Annotated in this window: 16 protein-coding genes and 1 tRNA gene; 9 read left to right on the forward strand and 8 right to left on the reverse strand. The window is 65.0% G+C overall.

Going from position 1 to position 18263, the window contains the following annotated elements; translation table 11 throughout:
• Positions 1 to 20 precede the first annotated feature (20 nt).
• The 4 genes from ASE82_RS11130 to ASE82_RS11145 all read left to right on the forward strand — a co-directional run bounded on the left by ASE82_RS11130 (position 21) and on the right by ASE82_RS11145 (position 6288).
• A complete protein-coding gene (locus ASE82_RS11130; RefSeq protein ID WP_056063419.1) occupies positions 21 to 1007 on the forward strand; it encodes a DUF2891 domain-containing protein in 987 nt (328 codons plus the stop codon).
• Positions 1008 to 1075: 68 nt separating this feature from the next.
• Positions 1076 to 3184, forward strand: a complete 2109-nt coding sequence (locus ASE82_RS11135; RefSeq protein WP_056062873.1) for a prolyl oligopeptidase family serine peptidase — start codon at positions 1076 to 1078, stop codon at positions 3182 to 3184.
• A 16-nt stretch (positions 3185 to 3200) separates the two neighbouring features.
• A complete protein-coding gene (locus ASE82_RS11140) occupies positions 3201 to 4979 on the forward strand; it encodes a DUF885 domain-containing protein (protein ID WP_056062876.1) in 1779 nt (592 codons plus the stop codon).
• 265 nt (positions 4980 to 5244) lie between these two features.
• The gene (locus ASE82_RS11145; protein WP_056062879.1) at positions 5245 to 6288 is read left to right on the forward strand and encodes a rod shape-determining protein; all 1044 of its coding nucleotides are present in this window, start codon (positions 5245 to 5247) and stop codon (positions 6286 to 6288) included.
• Between the two features lie 117 nt (positions 6289 to 6405).
• On the opposite strand, the gene ASE82_RS11150 is transcribed toward ASE82_RS11145, so the two are convergent.
• From ASE82_RS11150 to ASE82_RS11160, 3 genes are all read right to left on the reverse strand, one after another.
• A tRNA-Ile gene (locus tag ASE82_RS11150) sits at positions 6406 to 6481 on the reverse strand.
• 136 nt (positions 6482 to 6617) lie between these two features.
• Entirely contained in the window at positions 6618 to 6884 is a 267-nt protein-coding gene (locus ASE82_RS11155; RefSeq protein WP_031393308.1) for a hypothetical protein, read from the reverse strand.
• Positions 6885 to 7038: 154 nt separating this feature from the next.
• Positions 7039 to 8442, reverse strand: a complete 1404-nt coding sequence (locus ASE82_RS11160) for a M20/M25/M40 family metallo-hydrolase (protein WP_056062882.1) — start codon at positions 8440 to 8442, stop codon at positions 7039 to 7041.
• A 123-nt stretch (positions 8443 to 8565) separates the two neighbouring features.
• Here ASE82_RS11160 and ettA point away from each other — a divergent pair, with 123 nt between their 5' ends.
• From ettA to ASE82_RS11175, 3 genes are read left to right on the forward strand one after another with little or no spacing between them, the layout of a single operon-like run.
• A complete protein-coding gene (ettA, locus tag ASE82_RS11165) occupies positions 8566 to 10245 on the forward strand; it encodes an energy-dependent translational throttle protein EttA (RefSeq protein WP_056062887.1) in 1680 nt (559 codons plus the stop codon).
• Positions 10246 to 10249: 4 nt separating this feature from the next.
• Positions 10250 to 10792: a hypothetical protein gene (locus ASE82_RS11170; RefSeq protein WP_056062890.1), complete on the forward strand. Its 543-nt coding sequence runs from the start codon at positions 10250 to 10252 to the stop codon at positions 10790 to 10792.
• A gap of 2 nt (positions 10793 to 10794) precedes the next feature.
• Entirely contained in the window at positions 10795 to 11994 is a 1200-nt protein-coding gene (locus tag ASE82_RS11175) for a sensor histidine kinase (protein ID WP_082441442.1), read from the forward strand.
• A 178-nt stretch (positions 11995 to 12172) separates the two neighbouring features.
• Here ASE82_RS11175 and ASE82_RS11180 read toward each other — a convergent pair whose 3' ends face one another.
• The 5 genes from ASE82_RS11180 to ASE82_RS11200 are packed head-to-tail and all read right to left on the reverse strand — an operon-like array spanning position 12173 to position 17475.
• On the reverse strand, positions 12173 to 12889 hold the full coding sequence (locus ASE82_RS11180) for an NTP transferase domain-containing protein (protein ID WP_056062893.1): 717 nt from the start codon (positions 12887 to 12889) through the stop codon (positions 12173 to 12175).
• Position 12890: 1 nt separating this feature from the next.
• Complete coding sequence (locus ASE82_RS11185; RefSeq protein WP_056050788.1) at positions 12891 to 13982, reverse strand: inositol-3-phosphate synthase; 1092 nt, start codon at positions 13980 to 13982, stop codon at positions 12891 to 12893.
• 15 nt (positions 13983 to 13997) lie between these two features.
• On the reverse strand, positions 13998 to 14858 hold the full coding sequence (locus ASE82_RS11190; protein ID WP_056062896.1) for a CDP-alcohol phosphatidyltransferase family protein: 861 nt from the start codon (positions 14856 to 14858) through the stop codon (positions 13998 to 14000).
• A 54-nt stretch (positions 14859 to 14912) separates the two neighbouring features.
• On the reverse strand, positions 14913 to 16958 hold the full coding sequence (locus tag ASE82_RS11195) for an NAD(+) synthase (RefSeq protein WP_056062899.1): 2046 nt from the start codon (positions 16956 to 16958) through the stop codon (positions 14913 to 14915).
• Positions 16959 to 17007: 49 nt separating this feature from the next.
• Positions 17008 to 17475 (reverse strand): DUF1203 domain-containing protein, encoded by a 468-nt coding sequence (locus ASE82_RS11200; protein ID WP_056062902.1) that lies wholly within the window; start codon positions 17473 to 17475, stop codon positions 17008 to 17010.
• Positions 17476 to 17593: 118 nt separating this feature from the next.
• Between ASE82_RS11200 and ASE82_RS11205 the strand changes: the two genes are divergently transcribed.
• Together ASE82_RS11205 and ASE82_RS11210 are read left to right on the forward strand one after the other, a co-directional pair.
• Positions 17594 to 17950, forward strand: coding sequence for an ArsC family reductase (locus ASE82_RS11205; protein ID WP_056062907.1), 357 nt, complete (start codon positions 17594 to 17596; stop codon positions 17948 to 17950).
• An 11-nt stretch (positions 17951 to 17961) separates the two neighbouring features.
• The gene (locus ASE82_RS11210; protein ID WP_056062910.1) at positions 17962 to 18243 is read left to right on the forward strand and encodes a DUF427 domain-containing protein; all 282 of its coding nucleotides are present in this window, start codon (positions 17962 to 17964) and stop codon (positions 18241 to 18243) included.
• Positions 18244 to 18263: the final 20 nt, after the last annotated feature.

The following is an 18263-nucleotide window of genomic DNA, read 5'->3' on the forward strand; positions in this document are numbered from 1 at the left end:
GAACGATGTGGGAGGACACGATGACACAGCGGCTCGACCGCGCGACTGCTGCGCGATTTGCCGGGCTGACGCTGGGGCATCTGACGCGCGAATGGCCGTACAAGCTCGACCAGGTCCTCGACGGGCCCGGTGACCTGGCGCTGCCGAAGACGCTGCATCCGGTGTTTCACGGCAGTTTCGACTGGCATAGTTGCGTGCATGGCTGGTGGCAGGTGATGCGCCTCGCGCGGCTGTATCCGGACATGGCGGAGGCCGCCGCGGTCGAGGCGCTGGCCGACCGGATGCTGGTGCCCGCGCTGATCGCGGGAGAGGTGGCGTATCTCGATCGGCCGGGCACCGGCGGGTTCGAGCGGCCCTATGGCTGGGGATGGCTGCTCGCGCTGCACGACGAGTTGGCGCGGCGGCCAGATCGGCCCTGGGCGGCGGCGGTCGAGCCGTTGGCACGCGCGTTTGCGGCGCGGTTTGCGGCGTATCTGCCGAAGCTGATCTACCCGGTGCGGAGCGGGAAGCATGACTGCACCGCGTTCGCCTTGGTCCATGCGCTGCGCTGGGCGCGGGGGCACGATGCGTCGCTCGCCGCGTTGATCGAGGCGCGCGCGAGGGACTGGTACGGGGACGACCGCGACTGTCGGCCGTTCGAGCCTAGCGGGGAGGATTTCCTGTCGGCGACGCTGTGCGAGGCGGCGTTGATGAAGGACGTGCTCGGGGCCGAGTTCGCGGCTTGGTTGGCGACGTTCCTGCCCGATCCGTTCGGTGCCGCGACGGCGTGCCTGCGCTCCCCCGCGATCGTCAGCGACCGGTCCGACGGCCGCCTCGCGCATCTCGATGGCGTGAACCTGTCGCGCGCGTGGTGCTGGCGGACGATCGCCGACGCGCTGCCCGATCCTGCCGCCGCCCGCGCGATCGCCGACGCGCATCTGGCAGAGGCGCTGCCGCATCTCGCGGACGATTACATGGGCGAGCATTGGCTGGCGACGTTCGCGCTGCTCGCGCTGGAGGCTGCATGATCTGAAGAGAAGGGCTGGCGTAGCGGACCGCGCTGCCTACAGTCGCATCACTGAACGATAAGAGAGTGATGATGCAAAGACGCCTGCCGTTCCTGGCCTTGCTGGCCCTTTCGACGACCGCGCTGGCCCAGACGCCGGCCCCCGCTACCGATCCGAATGCGTATCTCGAGGACATCCACGGCACGCGTGCGCTCGATACGGTGAAGCGATGGAACACGCAGTCGCTCGCCGCGCTCGAAGCCAAGCCCGGCTATGCGCGCTACCGCCAGCGTGCGCTCGACCTGTTGCAAGCAGACCGCCAGATCGCGACGCCCGACCAGATCCTCGGCGATCAGGTGCTGAACCTGTGGCAGGACAAGACGAACGTGCGCGGGCTGTGGCGGGTGGCCTCGCTCGCGTCGTTCACCAGCGGCAAGCCGGTATGGCGGACGCTGATCGACGTCGATGCGCTGGGCAAGACGGAGGGCAAGAGCTGGGTGTGGAAGGGCGCGACGTGCCGCTCGCCGTCCTATGATCGCTGCATGGTCGCGCTGTCGAACGGCGGCGGCGATGCGGTCGAGGAACGCGAGTTCGACATTCCGACGGGCAAGTTCGTGACCGACGGCTTCGTCGTGCCGAGCTTCAAGACCGGGCTGAACTGGGCCGGGCCTGACGCGCTGTATGTGGCGACCGATTTCGGCGCCGGCAGCCTTACGAAATCAGGCTATCCGCGCACCGTGAAGCGGTGGCAGCGCGGCACGCCGCTCTCGGCCGCGGCCACCATGACGAGCGCGACGCCGGACGATGTCGGGATCGAGACCAGCGTCTTCACCGATGGCGACCGGCGCTATCCGCTAGTGTCGCGCAACGTCGATTTCTTCCATTCGAAGCGCAGTCATATCGCCGAGAATGGCCGGCTGGTGCCGTCGCCGTTGCCCGATGACGCGGAGATCAACGCCGTCCTCGATGGCCGGTTGATCGCGACGCTGGCGTCCGACTGGAAGGGGATCCCGAGCGGGTCGGTCGTGGCGTACAGCGTCCCCGACGTGCTGGCAGGCCGCGCGCCGACGATCGAACGCGTGCTGGTACCGACCGCGACGCAGGCGGTGGAACAGGTCGATTCGAGCAAGTCGGTGCTGTGGGTGAAGATGCTCGACGACGTCTCTGGCCGGCTCGTGTCGCTGACGCGGGGCGCGGACGGCGTCTGGACGCAAGGCGTATCGGCGTTGCCGACCGCATCGACGATCCACCTCGAGGCGACCGCGGGCAAGGACGACGTCGCGTTCGCGGTGGTCGAGAGCTTCCTCAGCCCGCCCGCGCTCTATGCCGTCCGCCCAAATGCCAAGCCGGTCACGGTCGACACGCTGCCAGCGCGGTTCGATGCCTCCGCAATGCAGGTCGAACAGCGGTTCGCGACCTCGAAGGATGGTACGAAGATCCCCTATTTCCTCGTGCGCAAGAAGGGCACGACGGGCCCGATGCCTGCGCTCGTCCACGCCTATGGCGGGTTCCGCAATGCGCAGACGCCGACCTATCTCGTCGACCAGCCCTATCGCTCGGGCCCGGCCGGGCTGTTCTGGGTCGAGGAGGGCAACGCGTTCGTGCTCGCCAACATCCGTGGCGGTGGCGAATACGGGCCGCGCTGGCACCAGATGCCGCTGCGCGAAAACCGGCAAAAGGCATATGACGATCTCCACGCGGTCGGCGACGATCTTGTCCGGACCGGGGTGAGTGCCAAGCGCAAGATCGCGGTCTCGGGGCGGTCGAACGGCGGCCTGCTGGTCGGCGTCGCGATGGAGCAGCGGCCCGACCTGTACGGCGCGATCGTGATGGGATCGCCGCTGCTCGACATGCAGCGCTATTCGCATCTGTCGGCGGGCGCGTCGTGGATCGGCGAATATGGCGACCCGGACAAGCCGGCGGACTGGGCGTTCATCTCGCAATATTCGCCGTACCAGAATTTGAAGCGCGGCGTGAAATACCCGACGCCGTTCATCTACACCTCGACCGAAGACGACCGCGTCCACCCCGGCCACGCGCGCAAATTCGCCGCGCGGCTGGAGGCGTATGGCGATCCGTTCTTCTATTACGAGAACCCCGAAGGCGGTCACGCGGCGGGCGCCGACAAGATCGAGGACGCCAAGCGCGCGGCGCTCGTCACCGTCTATCTGAACGCACAACTCGCGCCACAGCGCTGATCGTCAGGAATACATGATGCGTAATTTCCGTCTGTTGCTCGGCGCCGCGATGCTCGCGCTGCCCGTCTCGTCGATCCCCGCGCCCGTGCTTGCCGCGCAAGCCGAGACGAGCGCGTTCGCGTCGCTCTCGAAGCGCTACGTCGATGGCCTCGCCCGCCTCAATCCGTCGTCGGCGACATCGCTCGGCGATCATCGCTTCGACACGCAGGTCACCGACATGTCCGCCGCAGGGCGTGCCAAGCGAGAGGCGTTCTCCAAGGCTATGCTCGCCGATCTCCAGCGGATCGATCGCAAAGCCCTGTCGCGCGAGGAGCAGGTCGATGCGGCACTGCTCGACAACGCGCTGCGCTACGACATCTGGGATACCGAGACGCTCGGCGGCTGGGCGTGGGATCCGCAGGTCTATAACGACATCGCCGGCAGCTCGCTCTATTCGCTCGCCGCGCGGGACTTCGCGCCGTGGCCACAGCGCCTGAACGCGGCGACCGCGCGGATGGCGGCGCTTCCTGCGTTGCTGGCACAGGCGCGCGCCAACATCGTGGTGGCGCGCGTGCCGTCGATCTACGCGACGACCGTGGCGAAGCAGAACAGCGGCATCGTCGACATCGCCGAGAGCATGCTCGCCCCACACAAGAGCGAATTGTCGGCAGCGGACGCCAAGCGGTTCGACGCCGCGCTCGTGACACTGAAGGCGGCGGTCGCCGAGCACCAGGTCTGGCTCGACAAGACGCTCGTGCCCGGCGCGAAGGGAGATTTCCGCCTCGGCGCGGCGCTATACGACAAGAAGCTCGGCTTCGCGCTGCAATCCGATCTCACCCGCGCTGAAATCAAGCGACGGGCGCAGGCCGCGATCGTCGACACGCGCGCGCAGATGTACGCGATCGCGCGCCAGATATTCGGCGCCAAGAAGGGCGCGCTGCTGCTTCCCGACAAGCCGTCCGAAGCGCAGCAACAGGCTGCGATCCAGGCTGCGCTCGATCTCACTTACGCAAAGCGTCCCGCGCGCGACGGCATGATCGACGCCTCGACCAAGGCGCTGGCGCAGGCGACCGCCTTCGTCCGCGAGAAGGGACTGGTCGGCATGCCCGACAGCCCCGTGAAGATCATCACCATGCCCAAGTTCCAGCAGGGCGTCGCGGTCGCATACTGCGATTCCCCCGGCCCGCTGGAGAAGAACCTCGGGACGTTCTTTGCCGTCTCGCCAATCCCCGACGACTGGACCGAGGCGCAGGCGACCTCGTTCCTCAGCGAATATAACGACTACATGATCCACGACCTGGCGGTGCACGAGGCGATGCCGGGGCATTATCTCCAGCTCGCGCACGCCAACGCGACGCAGTCGACGTTGCGCGCGGTGCTCGGCTCGGGGCCGTTCGTCGAGGGCTGGGCGGTCTATGCCGAGGGCATGATGGCGGACGAGGGCTATCTGAACGGCGATCCGCTGTTCAAGCTCACCGTGCTCAAAATGCGGCTGCGCTCGATCTCGAACTCGCTGCTCGACATCGGTATCCACACCGAGGGCATGACTCGCGAGCAGGCGATGCAGCTGATGACGCACACCGCGTTCCAGCAGGAGCGCGAGGCGGCGGGCAAATGGGTCCGCGCCTCGCTCGGCTCGACGCAGTTGCTGAGCTATTTCACCGGCTATTCGGAGCACATGGCGCTGAGGGAAGAGGCCAAGAAGCGGCAGGGCGCGGCGTTCGATCTCAAGCGCTACAACGACGCGTTGCTCGCGCATGGTTCGCCGCCAGTGCGCTACGTCCGCGAACTGCTGTTCGACCTGCCGATCGAATGACGGCAGGGGCGCGCGTGACGCATATCCCGTGATCGATCCGGTCGTCGGCACGGGCGGCGAGGGGCATGTCTCGCCCGGCGCAGTACGCCGTTCGGATCCCTCGCGACCCTATTCGATGACGCCGTATTGAGAATGCCGTCGTGATCGTCGTTGGGTTCGCCCGTCCGGGCGCAGAGCGATTGACGCGGATCGCACTACGCCGACAGCGTATGGTTTCATACAGTGGCCACGGTAACGGGCGCACGCTTTCAGATTGTCACAGCCCATGCGTCTTCCTCGCCTGTTCAGCCGCCCGTCGAACGACATGGCGATCGATCTCGGAACGGTGAACACCGTCGTCTATCTGCGCGGTCAGGGCATCGTCCTGAACGAACCGTCGGTGGTGGCGATCGAAACGCGCAACGGCGTACAGCAGGTGCGCGCGGTGGGTGCCGAAGCGAAATTGATGATGGGCAAGACGCCCGACGGGATCGAGACCATCCGGCCGATGCGCGACGGCGTGATCGCCGACCTCGACGTCGCCGAGCAGATGATCAAGTTCTTCATCGAAAAGGCACATGGCGGGCCCAGCCGACTGCCACGCCATCCCGAGATCGCGATCTGCATCCCGTCCGGCGCGACCTTGGTCGAGCGTCGCGCGATACGCCAGGCGGCGTCCAATGCCGGCGCGCGCAAGGTCTATCTGATCGAAGAGCCGATGGCGGCGGCGATCGGTGCCGGACTACCGGTGACCGAACCGGTCGGGGCGATGGTTGTCGACATCGGCGGTGGCACGACCGAAGTGGCGGTGCTGTCGCTGCGAGGGCTTGCCTACAGCACGTCGGCGCGGGTCGGCGGCGACAAGATGGACGAAGCGATCAGTTCGATGATTCGTCGCAAGCACAATCTCATGATCGGTGAAGCGACCGCAGAGCGCGTCAAGCTGGCGGTCGGCATGGCACGGATGCCGGAGGATGGAATCGGCGAGGTCATGCGCGTCAAGGGACGCGACCTGCGCGCAGGGGTACCACGCGAGATCGAGGTGACGCAGGCGGATATCGCGGCGTCGCTGGCGGATCTGATCGGTCAGATCGTCGAAACCGTGCTGACTGCGCTCGAGAAGACCGAACCCGAACTGGCTGCCGATATCTGCGATCAGGGCATCGTCATGACGGGCGGCGGATCGCTGCTCGCGCGGATCGACGAAGTATTGTCGGACGCGACGGGGCTGCCGGTCACGGTCGCCGAGAACGCGCTGACCTGCGTCGCGATCGGTGCGGGCCGCGCGATGGAGGAGCCGATCTATCAGGGCGTGATGACGGAAATCTGAGTTGGGGGAGCACCGGCGCTCTACGGTTTCAGCAACATCGGCATGCACTGCACGTTGTGAAGGTCTCGAACCCGACATCGGTATTCAAGCGCTTGGCTCGATGACGGGGAAAAGGGTTGGTGGGCCCGGCAGGAATCGAACCCGCAACCTAGCCGTTATGAGCGGCCAGCTCTAACCGTTGAGCTACAGGCCCAACCCGTGACCGCGTTAGCGCAAGCGTCCATCCCGCAAAAGGGCGCACAAGCAAAACGGCAAAGAAAAAGGGCGCTCCCGAAGGAACGCCCTTTCCGACACTAATACTCTATCGAGCGCGAACGCCCGACAGGGTCTTAGTTCATGTTGTCGGTCTTCTCGTCGGCAGCGTCACGGACGTTGTCGGCAGCTGCGTTCATGTTGTCAGCAGCGTTCTCGAGCACGTCGGTAGCGACTGCGTTCGAGGTGTTGTCCGCCATAGCGTCCATGTTGTCAGCCTGCATTTCCATGTTGTCAGCCAGCATGTCCGCGTTGTTCTCAACTGCGGCGGCTTCTGGCGACTTGCTGCAGGCTGCGACGGACATCAGGCCGGCGGCAGCAGCGATCAGAACGATCTTCTTCATTCGAATGCTCCCAAGCATAGTTTCACTCGCGGCCGACCCGATTGCCGTCGCGAAGTCACGTCAAATAGCGGCCCCCGGCGGGGGGTCAATCCGCTAAATTCATCTGTCCGCAAGGTTTGCGGCAGAACGATGACAGATTGGTTCATGCAATTCGTCACTTCTGGGGCACAATTGACCCGATTTCCTCGGGCGCATTGGCCACCGTCGCGATCACCGTGGTCCAGGCCGCGACGTTCTGGCGGAGCTGTTCGGGGTCGATCAGATCCAGCGTGTCCTCGGGCGTATGGTGATAGTCGAAGTAGCGCAGACCCGACTGGTTGAGGTCGATTCCGGCGACCCCCGTGGCGATCACCGGGCCGACATCGGTGCCGCCATGCGGGGCATCGGCGCCGCGAACGATTCCGAGCGGCGCAAGCGCGACGGCCAAGCGATCCTCGATCGGCTTGGCAGCGTCGGGCAGGCTGCTCTCGAACCGCCAGACGCGATCGGCGCCGAAATCCGATTCGGCGGCAGTCGCGTGGCGTTCGCCGGCATGTGCCTTGGCGTAGGCGGCTCCGCCGAAGCCGCCGCTCTCTTCGTCGCCGAACCAGACGACGCGGATCGTCCGGCGCGGGCGCTGGCCACTGTCCATGACGATCTTGGCGGCGGCTGCGGTGATCGCTATGCCCGCCCCGTCATCGATCGCGCCGGTGCCGAGATCCCAGCTGTCGAGATGGCCACCGACCAGCACGATCCCGGCCTTGGGATCGGTGCCGGGGACTTCGGCGACGACGTTGCCCGATTCGCGCATACCGACCTGCTTGTCTTCCAGCACCAGCTTCAGCGTCACCGGCTTGCCGAGCTTCATCAGCCGCTCGACATGCTCCGCGTCCGCGACCGACAGCGCGGCGGCGGGAATCGGCGTCACGCCGGCTTCGAAATTGGTGTTGCCTGCGTGCGGCCCGCGACCGTGATCGGTGCCGATCGACCGGATCACGATCGCCGCCGCGCCCTTCCTGGCGGCGACGTTCGGTCCGACGAAGCGCGCGGTGCCCTGCGATCCATAGCTCGACCCGTCCTGCGTCGGCTGCATCGCGTTCGACACGAAGGCGATCTTGCCCTTCAGGCTGCCGTCGGCGGCGAGCGCCAGGTCGTTATATGTCGGGAAATAGACGATCGGCAGGGTCAGTCCGCCCGGCGGCGTCGCGCCCGAATTGCCGAGGCCGACCAGATGCAGCTTCTGCGCATAGGGAGCGACCAACTCGCCACTCTCCGTACCGCGCGACCAGACGGGCAGCTGGTAAGGCTCGATACGCACGTTCTTGAACCCCAGCGCCTTCAGCTTGGCGACCGACCACGCGCGCGCGCGCGGTGCCGCCTCGGTGCCAGTCATCCGCGGGCCGACCTCGGTCGTGATCCCCTCGACGATCTTGTACGCGGTATCGTCGGTCAGCGCCTTGTCGCGCAGCGCCGCGACCTTCGCGTCGACCGCGGTCGCGGGCGCAGCGGTGCGCTGCGCGGCAAGAGGAACGGCGGTGATTGCGGCACAGGCCGCCAGAAATGGTGCGATACGCGTCATCAGCAATTCCCCTTGGTGTCGGCCTCCTTCGTTAGGTCCCAGCTCGCGCGTTGCCAACCTTCGCGGCTGCCCTTACATGCGCAGATCAATCCCTCCCTCACGAACACCCGAACGGAGACCCCCGTGGCCGGCCAATACGCCTATGTCATGAAGGACATGACGAAGACCTTCCCCGGCGCGCCCAAGCCGGTGCTGTCGAACATCAATCTGCAATTCTATCATGGCGCCAAGATCGGCATCGTAGGCCCCAACGGCGCGGGCAAGTCGACGCTGATCAAGATCATGGCCGGCATCGACAAGGACTATACCGGCGAGGCCTGGCCGGGCGAGAACGTTACCGTCGGCTATCTGGAGCAGGAGCCGCAGCTCGACGCCACCAAGACCGTGCTGGAGAACGTCAAGGACGGCGCGCGCGGTGTCGCGGACATGGTCGATCGCTTCAACGCGATCTCCGCCGAGATGGGCGATCCCCAGGACGACACCGACTTCGACGCGCTGCTGGAGGAGATGGGAACGCTTCAGGAGCAGATCGACGCGATCGACGGCTGGACGCTCGACAACCAGCTCGAGGTTGCAATGGAAGCGCTGCGTTGCCCGCCGGGTGACTGGCCGGTCGACAAGCTGTCGGGTGGTGAGAAGCGCCGCGTCGCGCTGACCCGCCTGCTGATCCAGAAGCCGGGTATCCTTCTGCTTGACGAGCCCACCAACCATCTCGATGCGGAGAGCGTCCAGTGGTTGGAGAATCATCTGAAGGATTATGCGGGCGCGGTGCTGATGATCACCCATGACCGCTATTTCCTCGACAACGTCGTTGGCTGGGTGCTCGAACTCGATCGCGGCAAGTATTTCCCGTATGAGGGCAATTACTCGACGTATCTCGAGAAGAAGGCCAAGCGCCTCGAGCAGGAGGATCGTGAGGAGTCCGGTCGTCAGACCGCGATCAAGAACGAGCTCGAATGGATTCGTCAGGGTGCCAAGGCGCGCCAGACCAAGTCCAAGGCGCGTATCGCCAACTTCGAACGCCTCGTCTCCGCACAGGAGAACCGCTCGCCGGGCAAGGCGCAGATCGTCATCCAGGTGCCCGAGCGTCTCGGCGGCAAGGTCATCGAGCTCGAGAACGTCTCCAAGGCTTACGGCGACAAGCTGCTGTTCGAGAACCTCTCGTTCACGCTGCCCGCGGGCGGTATCGTTGGCGTCATCGGTCCCAACGGCGCCGGCAAGTCGACGCTGTTCAAGCTGATCACTGGGCAGGAGACGCCGGACAGCGGCACGATCGACAAGGGTTCGACCGTGCGGCTCGGCTATGTCGACCAGAGCCGCGATCATCTCGACGACAAGAAGAACGTCTGGGAGGAGATTTCCGACGGCCTCGACTCGATGAAGGTCAACGGGTTCGACCAGTCGACGCGCGCCTATGTCGGGGCGTTCAACTTCAAGGGCCAGGACCAGCAGAAGAACGTCGGCAAGCTGTCGGGCGGCGAGCGCAACCGCGTCAACATCGCCAAGATGTTGAAGCGCGGCGGCAACGTGCTGCTGCTCGACGAGCCCACCAACGATCTCGATGTCGAGACCTTGGGCGCGCTCGAGGAAGCGATCGAGAATTTCGCAGGGTGCGCGGTGGTGATCAGCCACGATCGCTTCTTCCTGGATCGTCTCGCCACGCACATCCTGGCGTTCGAGGGCAACAGCCATGTCGAATGGTTCGAGGGCAATTTCGAATCCTACGAAGAGGACAAGCGCCGCCGTCTGGGCGATGCGGCGGATCGTCCTACCGCGCTGTCCTATAAGAAGCTGACGCGCTGACCCGATGTTGCGGGGGCTCGACGAGGAACTGGTCGCTCACAAATACGCGCATGTCGAGCGCGAGCGCCGGTTTCTCGTCGATCCTGCGCGTCGGCCCGATCTGGCCGACGCGTCGTATATCCTGATCGAGGACCGGTATATCGAGGGCACGCGGCTGAGGTTGCGCTCTATGACCGATAGCGTCTCGGGGCGTGTGGTCCTTAAGATCGGCAAGAAATACGACGTTGCCGATGTACTGAGCAGGCCGACGGTCACGACGTATCTCGATCGGGACGAGTATGACCGGCTGGCGCAATTGCCGGCCCGATCGTTGAGGAAACGCCGGTATCCGGTGGGCGCGGACTTCGGCATCGACCTGTTCGAAGGAGCGCTCGCCGGGCTGGAACTCGCCGAGATCGAGCAGGACGACGCGGCCGCTTTGACGTCGATCGTCAGCCCCGAATGGGCAATCGCGGACGTCACCCATGATCCGCGATTTCAGGGTGGGCGACTGAGCCTGCTGGATGCGGCAGGCGTGACGAGACTTATTGCCAGTAACATCGAGTGAGTATGACGGTTATCGAACAATCTCCCGGCGGCGATCGGCCCCCTGGCGCAGGCGAACTGGAATATCGTCTTCGTCAGCAGTCGATCCTGGCTGATTTCGGGATCGAGGCGCTGCGGGCGCGGGATCTGCAGCCGATGTTGCAGCGCGCGACCGAGCTGTGCGGCGAGGGAATGCGGTCGAAATACTGCAAGTTCCTCGAATACCGTCCCGAACAGAACACCTTGTTGGTCCGCGCCGGGATCGGCTGGGCGCCGGGGGTGGTCGGGTCGACCGAGATGCGCACCGATCTCGGATCGCCGGCGGGGTTCGCGCTGGAGACCGGGCTGCCGGTGATCTCGAACCACCTTGAGAACGAACAGCGCTTCCGGACGCCGGAGTTCATGGCGCAGCACAATATCCGCCGCGCGATCAACGTGCTGGTCGAGACGTCGGGGAAGCGCTTCGGCGTGCTCGAGGTCGACAGCCCCGACGAGGGTAAGTTCGAGCCGGCCGATTTTGCGTTCATGCAGGGGTTTGCCAACCTCATCGGCGTGGCGATCGAGCGACAGCAGGCGGAGCAGCGGCTGAGCGAGGCGATGGAGCATCAGGAGCTTCTCACGCGGGAGGCCAGCCACCGGGTCAAGAACAGCCTCGCGCTCGTCTCTGCGATGCTCAACCTCCAGATGCAGGAGGATGACGATCCGCGGATCCGCCGGCTGCTGGGCGATGCGCAGGCGCGGATCACCGCGATCGCGCAGACGCACGACCAGCTCTGGCGTGGCGATCAGGTTGGCATCGTCGCGCTGAACGATCTGGTCTGCGGGATCGCGACGGGGTTGGGGGAGCAATCGCTCACTCACCGGATTGACTGCGACATCGAAGCGATCCTTATCAGCGCGGACGTGGCGATCCCGATGGGGTTGCTGGTCACCGAGCTCGTCACCAACGCGATCAAATATGCGTATGGCGACGATGGCGGCGTGATCCTGATCACGGTGCGGAGTGCTGACGGGCGGATCGTCCTGACGGTGTCGGACGAGGGCGGCGGGTTGCCGGCGGACTTCGAGTTGAAGACGGCATCGCGGAAAAGCCTCGGGATGCGGATGATCGGCAGCCTCGCGCGCCAGTTGCGCGGGACGGTGAGGATCGAGAATGCAGAAGTCGGGACGTGCGCAACGCTGGACGTGCCTGATCCTCGGGTCGAGGAAGCCTCGGCATCCTGACGTGATCCTGTCACGCTGACGAAAGTCAGGACCCAGAGCCCAAAGGGCGCCACGCGTAACTCTGGATCCTGACTTTCGTCAGGATGACGGGTTTGGTTCTCCTGCGGACGCAGGAGTCCAGGGTAATGAAGCGTAACGATCGTGACCCTGGGCTCCTGCGTGCGCAGGAGAACGGTGCCTACGCCGCGACGGCATCTGCCTTGGTCGCCATCCACGCTTCGGCTTTCGCCAGCGCGGGAGCGTCATCGACGTCGATCCAGTCGATGTCGCTGCAATCGACGATCCGAGCCAGGCCCTGTGCGGCCAGCAGGCGGACGCCCTCCGTCAAAGACGGGCTTGCCAAGGTGGAGAGTGCGTCCGACAGCGCAGGGCCGATCGCGAATACGCCGGTGTCGTAGCAGTCGTGCGGTTCGAGACCCTTGCCGATCGCGACGATGCGGTCGCCTTCGGTCGCGACGCAGGTGACGTCCTCCGGGTCGACCCAGTCGTGCCCGAGCCGTCGGTCGATGCCGAGGCGCAGACCACCGCCAGCGCCGGCCCTTGCCATGCGGGCGTAAAGTTCGGGACTGACGAGGTGGTCGCACATCGCGAGGATCGCTTCGCTACCGCCGAGCGCATCTCGCGCCGCCAGTACCGAAACGCCGTTGGGTTCGCGGTGATCCGCAAGAACCGTCTCGACGGCCAGCGGCCAGCGACGGCTACCGAGATACGCTTCGATCGCCTCGCGCCCGTAGCTCACCGTCACGATCGCCCGCGCAAAGCCAGCCTCGGCCAGTCCTTCGAGCGCGTGGGCGATCAACGGCCGCCCCGCCACCGCGCAGAGCGGCTTGTACGGGGCGGAGGTGCGAAGGCGGCTGCCTTCCCCGGCGGCGAGGATGACAGCCGTATCGATCATGTCAGGCGGCCTTGATGAACCGCTCGACTTCGATCTGCGCGAGATCGTCGGTCATCTGCGTGCGCGGGTGCTTGCAGAAATACGCCGATGCAGGGTCGATCACGCCGGCGATGCCGCGGTCCTTGGCGATCTTGGCGCAACGGATCATGTCGATCGCGACGCCTGCCGAGTTGGGGCTGTCCTCGACCGAAAGACGCAGCTCGATGTTCATCGGCACGCCGCCGAACAGCTGGCCTTCCATCCGCAGGAAGCAGACCTTGTTGTCGTTCTGCCAGGGCACATAGTCCGACGGACCGATGTGCACGTTGTCGTCGTCCATGCGCTCGGCCGCGACCGACTGCACCGCTTCGGTCTTCGAAATCTTCTTCGACTCGAGACGGCGATGGTTCGACATGTTGAGGAAGTCGGTGTTGCCACCGGTGTTGAGCTGGTAGGTGCGATCCAGCTTCACGCCACGCTTGGCGAACAGGTCGGTCAGCACGCGGTGGACGATCGTCGCGCCGAGCTGTGCCTTGATATCGTCGCCGATGATCGCGACGCCGGCGTCTTCGAACTTCTTCGCCCAGACCGGGTTCGACGCGATGAAGACGGGGATGTTGTTGACGAACGCAACGCCAGCCTCGATCGCGCACTCGGCGTAGAATTCGGTCGCTTCCTGCGAACCGACCGGCAGGTAGTTCATGAGAACGTCGGCGCCGGATGCTTTCAGCTCGGCGATGACCTCTTCACGCGTCGGCTCGGCGGCGTCCGAAACGAGGAACGTGCGGTCGTCCTTGAAGTCGGCCATGTGGTCGGCGACGCCGTCCAGCTTCTTGCCCATCTTCACGATCGTGCCGGTGTTGCCGACATTGGGTGCGAACACCGCAGTGCAGTTGGGCTTGGCGAAGATCGCCTCGGCGACGTCCTTGCCGACTTTCCGGCGATCGACGTCCCAGGCCGCAACGACCTTGATGTCGCTCGGCTTGTAGCCACCCATGTCGAAATGCATCAGGCCAACCTGGTCGTTTGCCCCCTCGCGATAATGCTCGAGGCCCTGGACGAGCGAGCTCGCGCAGTTGCCGATGCCGACCACGGCGATCCGAATGCTATTCATTACTGACCCTGTTCCTTACGAAAGATGCATGCGCGACGCGGTCTTTGGTCGCGTTGCAGAAGTATTACGAACGAAAGCCCGCTCGACACGACGGTGCCAGACGAGCCCGACGATGGCCACGAGCGTCAAAGGGACGATCTCGAACCACCAGAAGATGCGTGGGTTGCCCGCGAAGCAGGCGACGAAGATCGCCCATACCCGGACATTCGCGGTAAGCAAGGCCATGAAGCGCAACGGCGCGACGGCGCGGGCACCGTACAGCGCCCCGAGCGCGACCGGGTCCGCCGACTGACCGAGCGTGCGCTCGAACGGCATAGCGATCCGGTCGATGCTGCTCGCGACGCCATCATAGAAGCGGACAAGCGCGTTGCCGGTCGGAACGGGCAGCGCTTCGAGCGCCACGCCCTTGATGCGACGATGGAAGCGCGAACGCTCGCCTTCGTACATGTTCGACTGGACGGCATGTGCGCCACCGGCGGCAAACGCCAGGATCCAAGCCTCGGGCGTGTCGATCGTCAGCGCGAGCGAGATGTAGATCAGCGCGAAGACGCCGTGATCGCATAGCCCGTCGAGCATGCGACCGAGCGGGCTCGCGGTCTTGGTTGCGCGCGCGACCATGCCGTCGAGTCCGTCGGCGATCAACCAGCCCATCGACAGCACCAGGCCGACCAGCGCGAGGGCCCAGTTTCCCCACTGCGTGTACGCGAGCGCAGCTGCTCCGCCGAGGCAAAGCCCCGCCACCGACACCGAATTGGCCGAAATTCCACGCGCCAACGCAAGCGGCAAAAGCGCACGGCCTGCCGGGTGAATCAGCCAAAGATTAGATGGGATCTCGATCCGGCGATCGCGCGATCCATCCGGTGGAGCCACTGTCATAGGATTTTCATAATGCGCCGGATGGGCGATTTATGCAAGGTGGCGCAGCTGACCTTACGGAACGCTTGACCGCAATTCATCGAGCCAGATCTTGGCAGTTCCATCTGACGGCGCACGCCAGTCGCCACGCGGCGATAGCGCACCGCCTGCCGAGACCTTCGGCCCGTTGGGCATCGCCGACCGCTTGAACTGACTGGTCGTGAAGAACCGGAACAGGAATTTCTCGAGCCATTTGCGGATAGTTGGCAGGTCGTAGGCGACGTGCGCGTCCGTGGGCAGGTCTTCCGGCCATGCGCCGACGCTCGCATCGCGCCATGCGTGCCAGGCGAGAAACGCGATCTTCGAGGGGGCTAGGCCGTAGCGGATCACATAATGCGCGAAGAAATCGTTCAGCGCATAGGGCCCAATCATCGACTCGGTGCTCTGCAACGAGCCATCCGCGCCCGCCGGAACGAGCTCGGGCGAAATCTCCTGCGCGAGGATCGTCGCCAGGATGTCGTCGGTCGCCGCGTCATACTGGTCGGTGCGGATACACCAGCGGATCAGGAACTGGATCAGCGTCTTGGGCACGCCGCTGTTCACGGCGTAATGGCTCATCTGGTCGCCGACGCCGTAGGTGCACCAGCCGAGCGCCATCTCGCTGAGATCGCCAGTGCCGAGCACGATCCCGCGCCGCTGGTTGGCAAGGCGGAAGAGATAGTCGGTGCGCAAACCCGCCTGCACGTTCTCGAAGGTAATGTCGTAGACGGGTTCACCCTCGCTGAAGGGATGGCCGATGTCCTCCAGCATCCGCGTGGCGGCGGGGCGGATGTCGATCTCTTCCGCGGTGATGCCGAGCGCGCGCATGAGTGCCCAAGCGTTAGCCTTGGTCCCTTCGCCGGTTGCGAAGCCGGGCATGGTGAAGCCGAGGATCGCGCTGCGAGGCCGCCCGAGGCGGTCCATCGCCTTCGCCGCGACGATCAGCGCGTGGGTCGAGTCGAGCCCGCCGGACACACCGATCACGATCGTCTCGGCATTCGCGGAGACGAGGCGCTTCGATAGCGCCTCTACCTGAATGTTGAACGCCTCGTAGCAATCGTCGTCGCGCCGCGCCGGGTCGTTCGGGACGAAGGGGAACCGGCGGATGGCGCGTTCGAGGCCAGCGTCCTCAAGTACCGGCGCGTGATCGAACGCGATCCGCCGGAATCGTGTTTCGGGGTTGCCGGCGAACATCGCCGCATCGTTGAACGTGCCGGTCCGTAGGCGTTCCTGCGTGATCCGTTCGCAGTCGACGTCGGCAACGACCAGTTCGGGCTCGGTCGAGAACCGCGTCGACTCCGCGATCTGCTCGCCGAGTTCGTGGACCAAACCCTGGCCGTCCCAGGCGACCTCCGTGGTGCTCTCGCCGGGGCCTGCGGCGGAATAGACATAGGCGCAGACCGCACGCGCCGACTGCGCCGCCGCCAGCATCGCTCGATCGCGCGCCTTGCCGATCACGATGTTCGACGCGGACAGGTTGCAACAGATCAGCGCCCCCGCGAGCGCACCCGCGGTCGAGGGCGGGGTAGGGGCCCAGTAATCCTCACAGATCTCGGTGTGGAACACGAAGCCGGGCAGATCGCGCGCGGCGAAGATCAGGTCGGTCCCGAACGGCACGTCCTCGCCGTCGAGGTCGATCGTCAGTCCGGTCATTCCCATGCCGCTGGCAAACCAGCGCTTCTCGTAGAACTCGCGATAATTCGGCAGGAACGTCTTCGGGACCACGCCGAGTACGCGCCCGCGTGCGATCGCCAGCGCGCAGTTATACAGCCGCCCGTTCCGCACCAGCGCTGCGCCGACCAGCAGGACGGGGCGCAAAGTCGCGCTGGCCTCTACGACCGTCGCGATCGCCGCCAGCGTCGCGCGCTGCTGCGCGGTCTGAAGATGTAGATCGTCGATCGCGTACGAGGTAAGGTTCAGTTCCGGGAACACGACGAGGTCGACGCCCTTCGCATCCGCCTCGCGCGCTAGGGCGACCGTCGCCTCTGCATTGGTCCCGGTATCCCCCACCGAAGCCCGCGGCGTCGCGGCGGCAACCCGGATCAGTCCGTGACGATGGATCGCGTAGAATGGATGCGTCATGGCGCACCGATAAACGCCCGCGCTGCGTCACGCCACTGGCTTGCGCAGGTCAGGCACGAACGATGCGCGCGGCGTAACACCCGCGTCTGGCGTAGTGGGCCTGAAGATACGCCACGTCCGGCGCCGCGAAGAAGCGCTCGATCAGCGGGATCAGGTCCGTGCCTGCGACAAGGTCCGCGTCGATCATCTCGTCGTCAGGTCCAAAGGCGCGCAGGGATATCGGCCGGCTGCGGATCGCCTTGGGGACCGCGTCGAGCAGGTTCAGCGGTTCCGTCTCCGCCTCGGATACGAAGATCGCGTGGCGCGAGCGGTAAGGCGTGTCGGCCGGCTGATGTTCGTAATTGATCAGGATCGCGGTTTCGCCGATCTCCAGATCGCGCACTGCGATGCGATCGGGAAAGCCGGGCTTGGCGTCGACACTGTATCGCCGGGCGCCTGCTCGCGCGAGGCTTGCATCGGAGGCGCCGAACAGGTGTCGAAACTGGTCGGGGTCGAGCCCCTGAACGCGGAAGGACATGATCGCTCCTATTGAGTATGAGCGAGCTTCATGTCCCGGATCGGGTGCATGTGCGTCCCGTAGCTTGCTATCAAACGGATGCGCTTGGACTGATTCCAGTTTTGCTTCGGAGGCTATTTTGACGATCACGATGTTCGGCATCAAGAATTGCGACACGATGAAGAAGGCGCGGACATGGCTGGATGCGCACGACGTGGACTATGCGTTCCACGACTATAAGTCCGCTGGAATCGACGCCGCGCATCTGGACGACTGGATCGGCCGGGTTGGTTGGGAGGTGTTGCTCAATCGTGCAGGAACCACGTTCCGCAAGCTTCCGGATGCAGATCGGGTGGATCTCGATGCCGGGAAGGCCACCACGCTGATGCTGGCGCAACCATCGATGATCAAGCGCCCGGTGCTCGATACCGGCAAGACGCTGCTGGTCGGGTTCAAGCCCGAGGCGTATGAGGCGGCGGGGCTGGGGCACGCCTGAAGGAGATCAGTATGCCGGTTGCAAGTTGGAATGGCCATGAGATCGCGCGATCGGACGATACCGTCGTCGTCGAGGGCAATCATTACTTCCCCGCTGACAGCATCGATGCTGCCTTGCTGGAAGATAGCGCGACGCACTCGATCTGCCCGTGGAAGGGTGTGGCGAGTTACAAGACGCTCGTCGTCGAGGGGAAGCGGAACGTCGATGCGGTCTGGTATTATCCCGAACCAAAGTCCGCGGCGGCCGAGATCAAGGATCGCTATGCGTTCTGGAAGGGCGTCGTCGTCACGTAAGGACGCGCGCGCCATATTTT

This window comes from Sphingomonas sp. Leaf230 (assembly GCF_001421745.1).
Taxonomy (GTDB): domain Bacteria; phylum Pseudomonadota; class Alphaproteobacteria; order Sphingomonadales; family Sphingomonadaceae; genus Sphingomonas.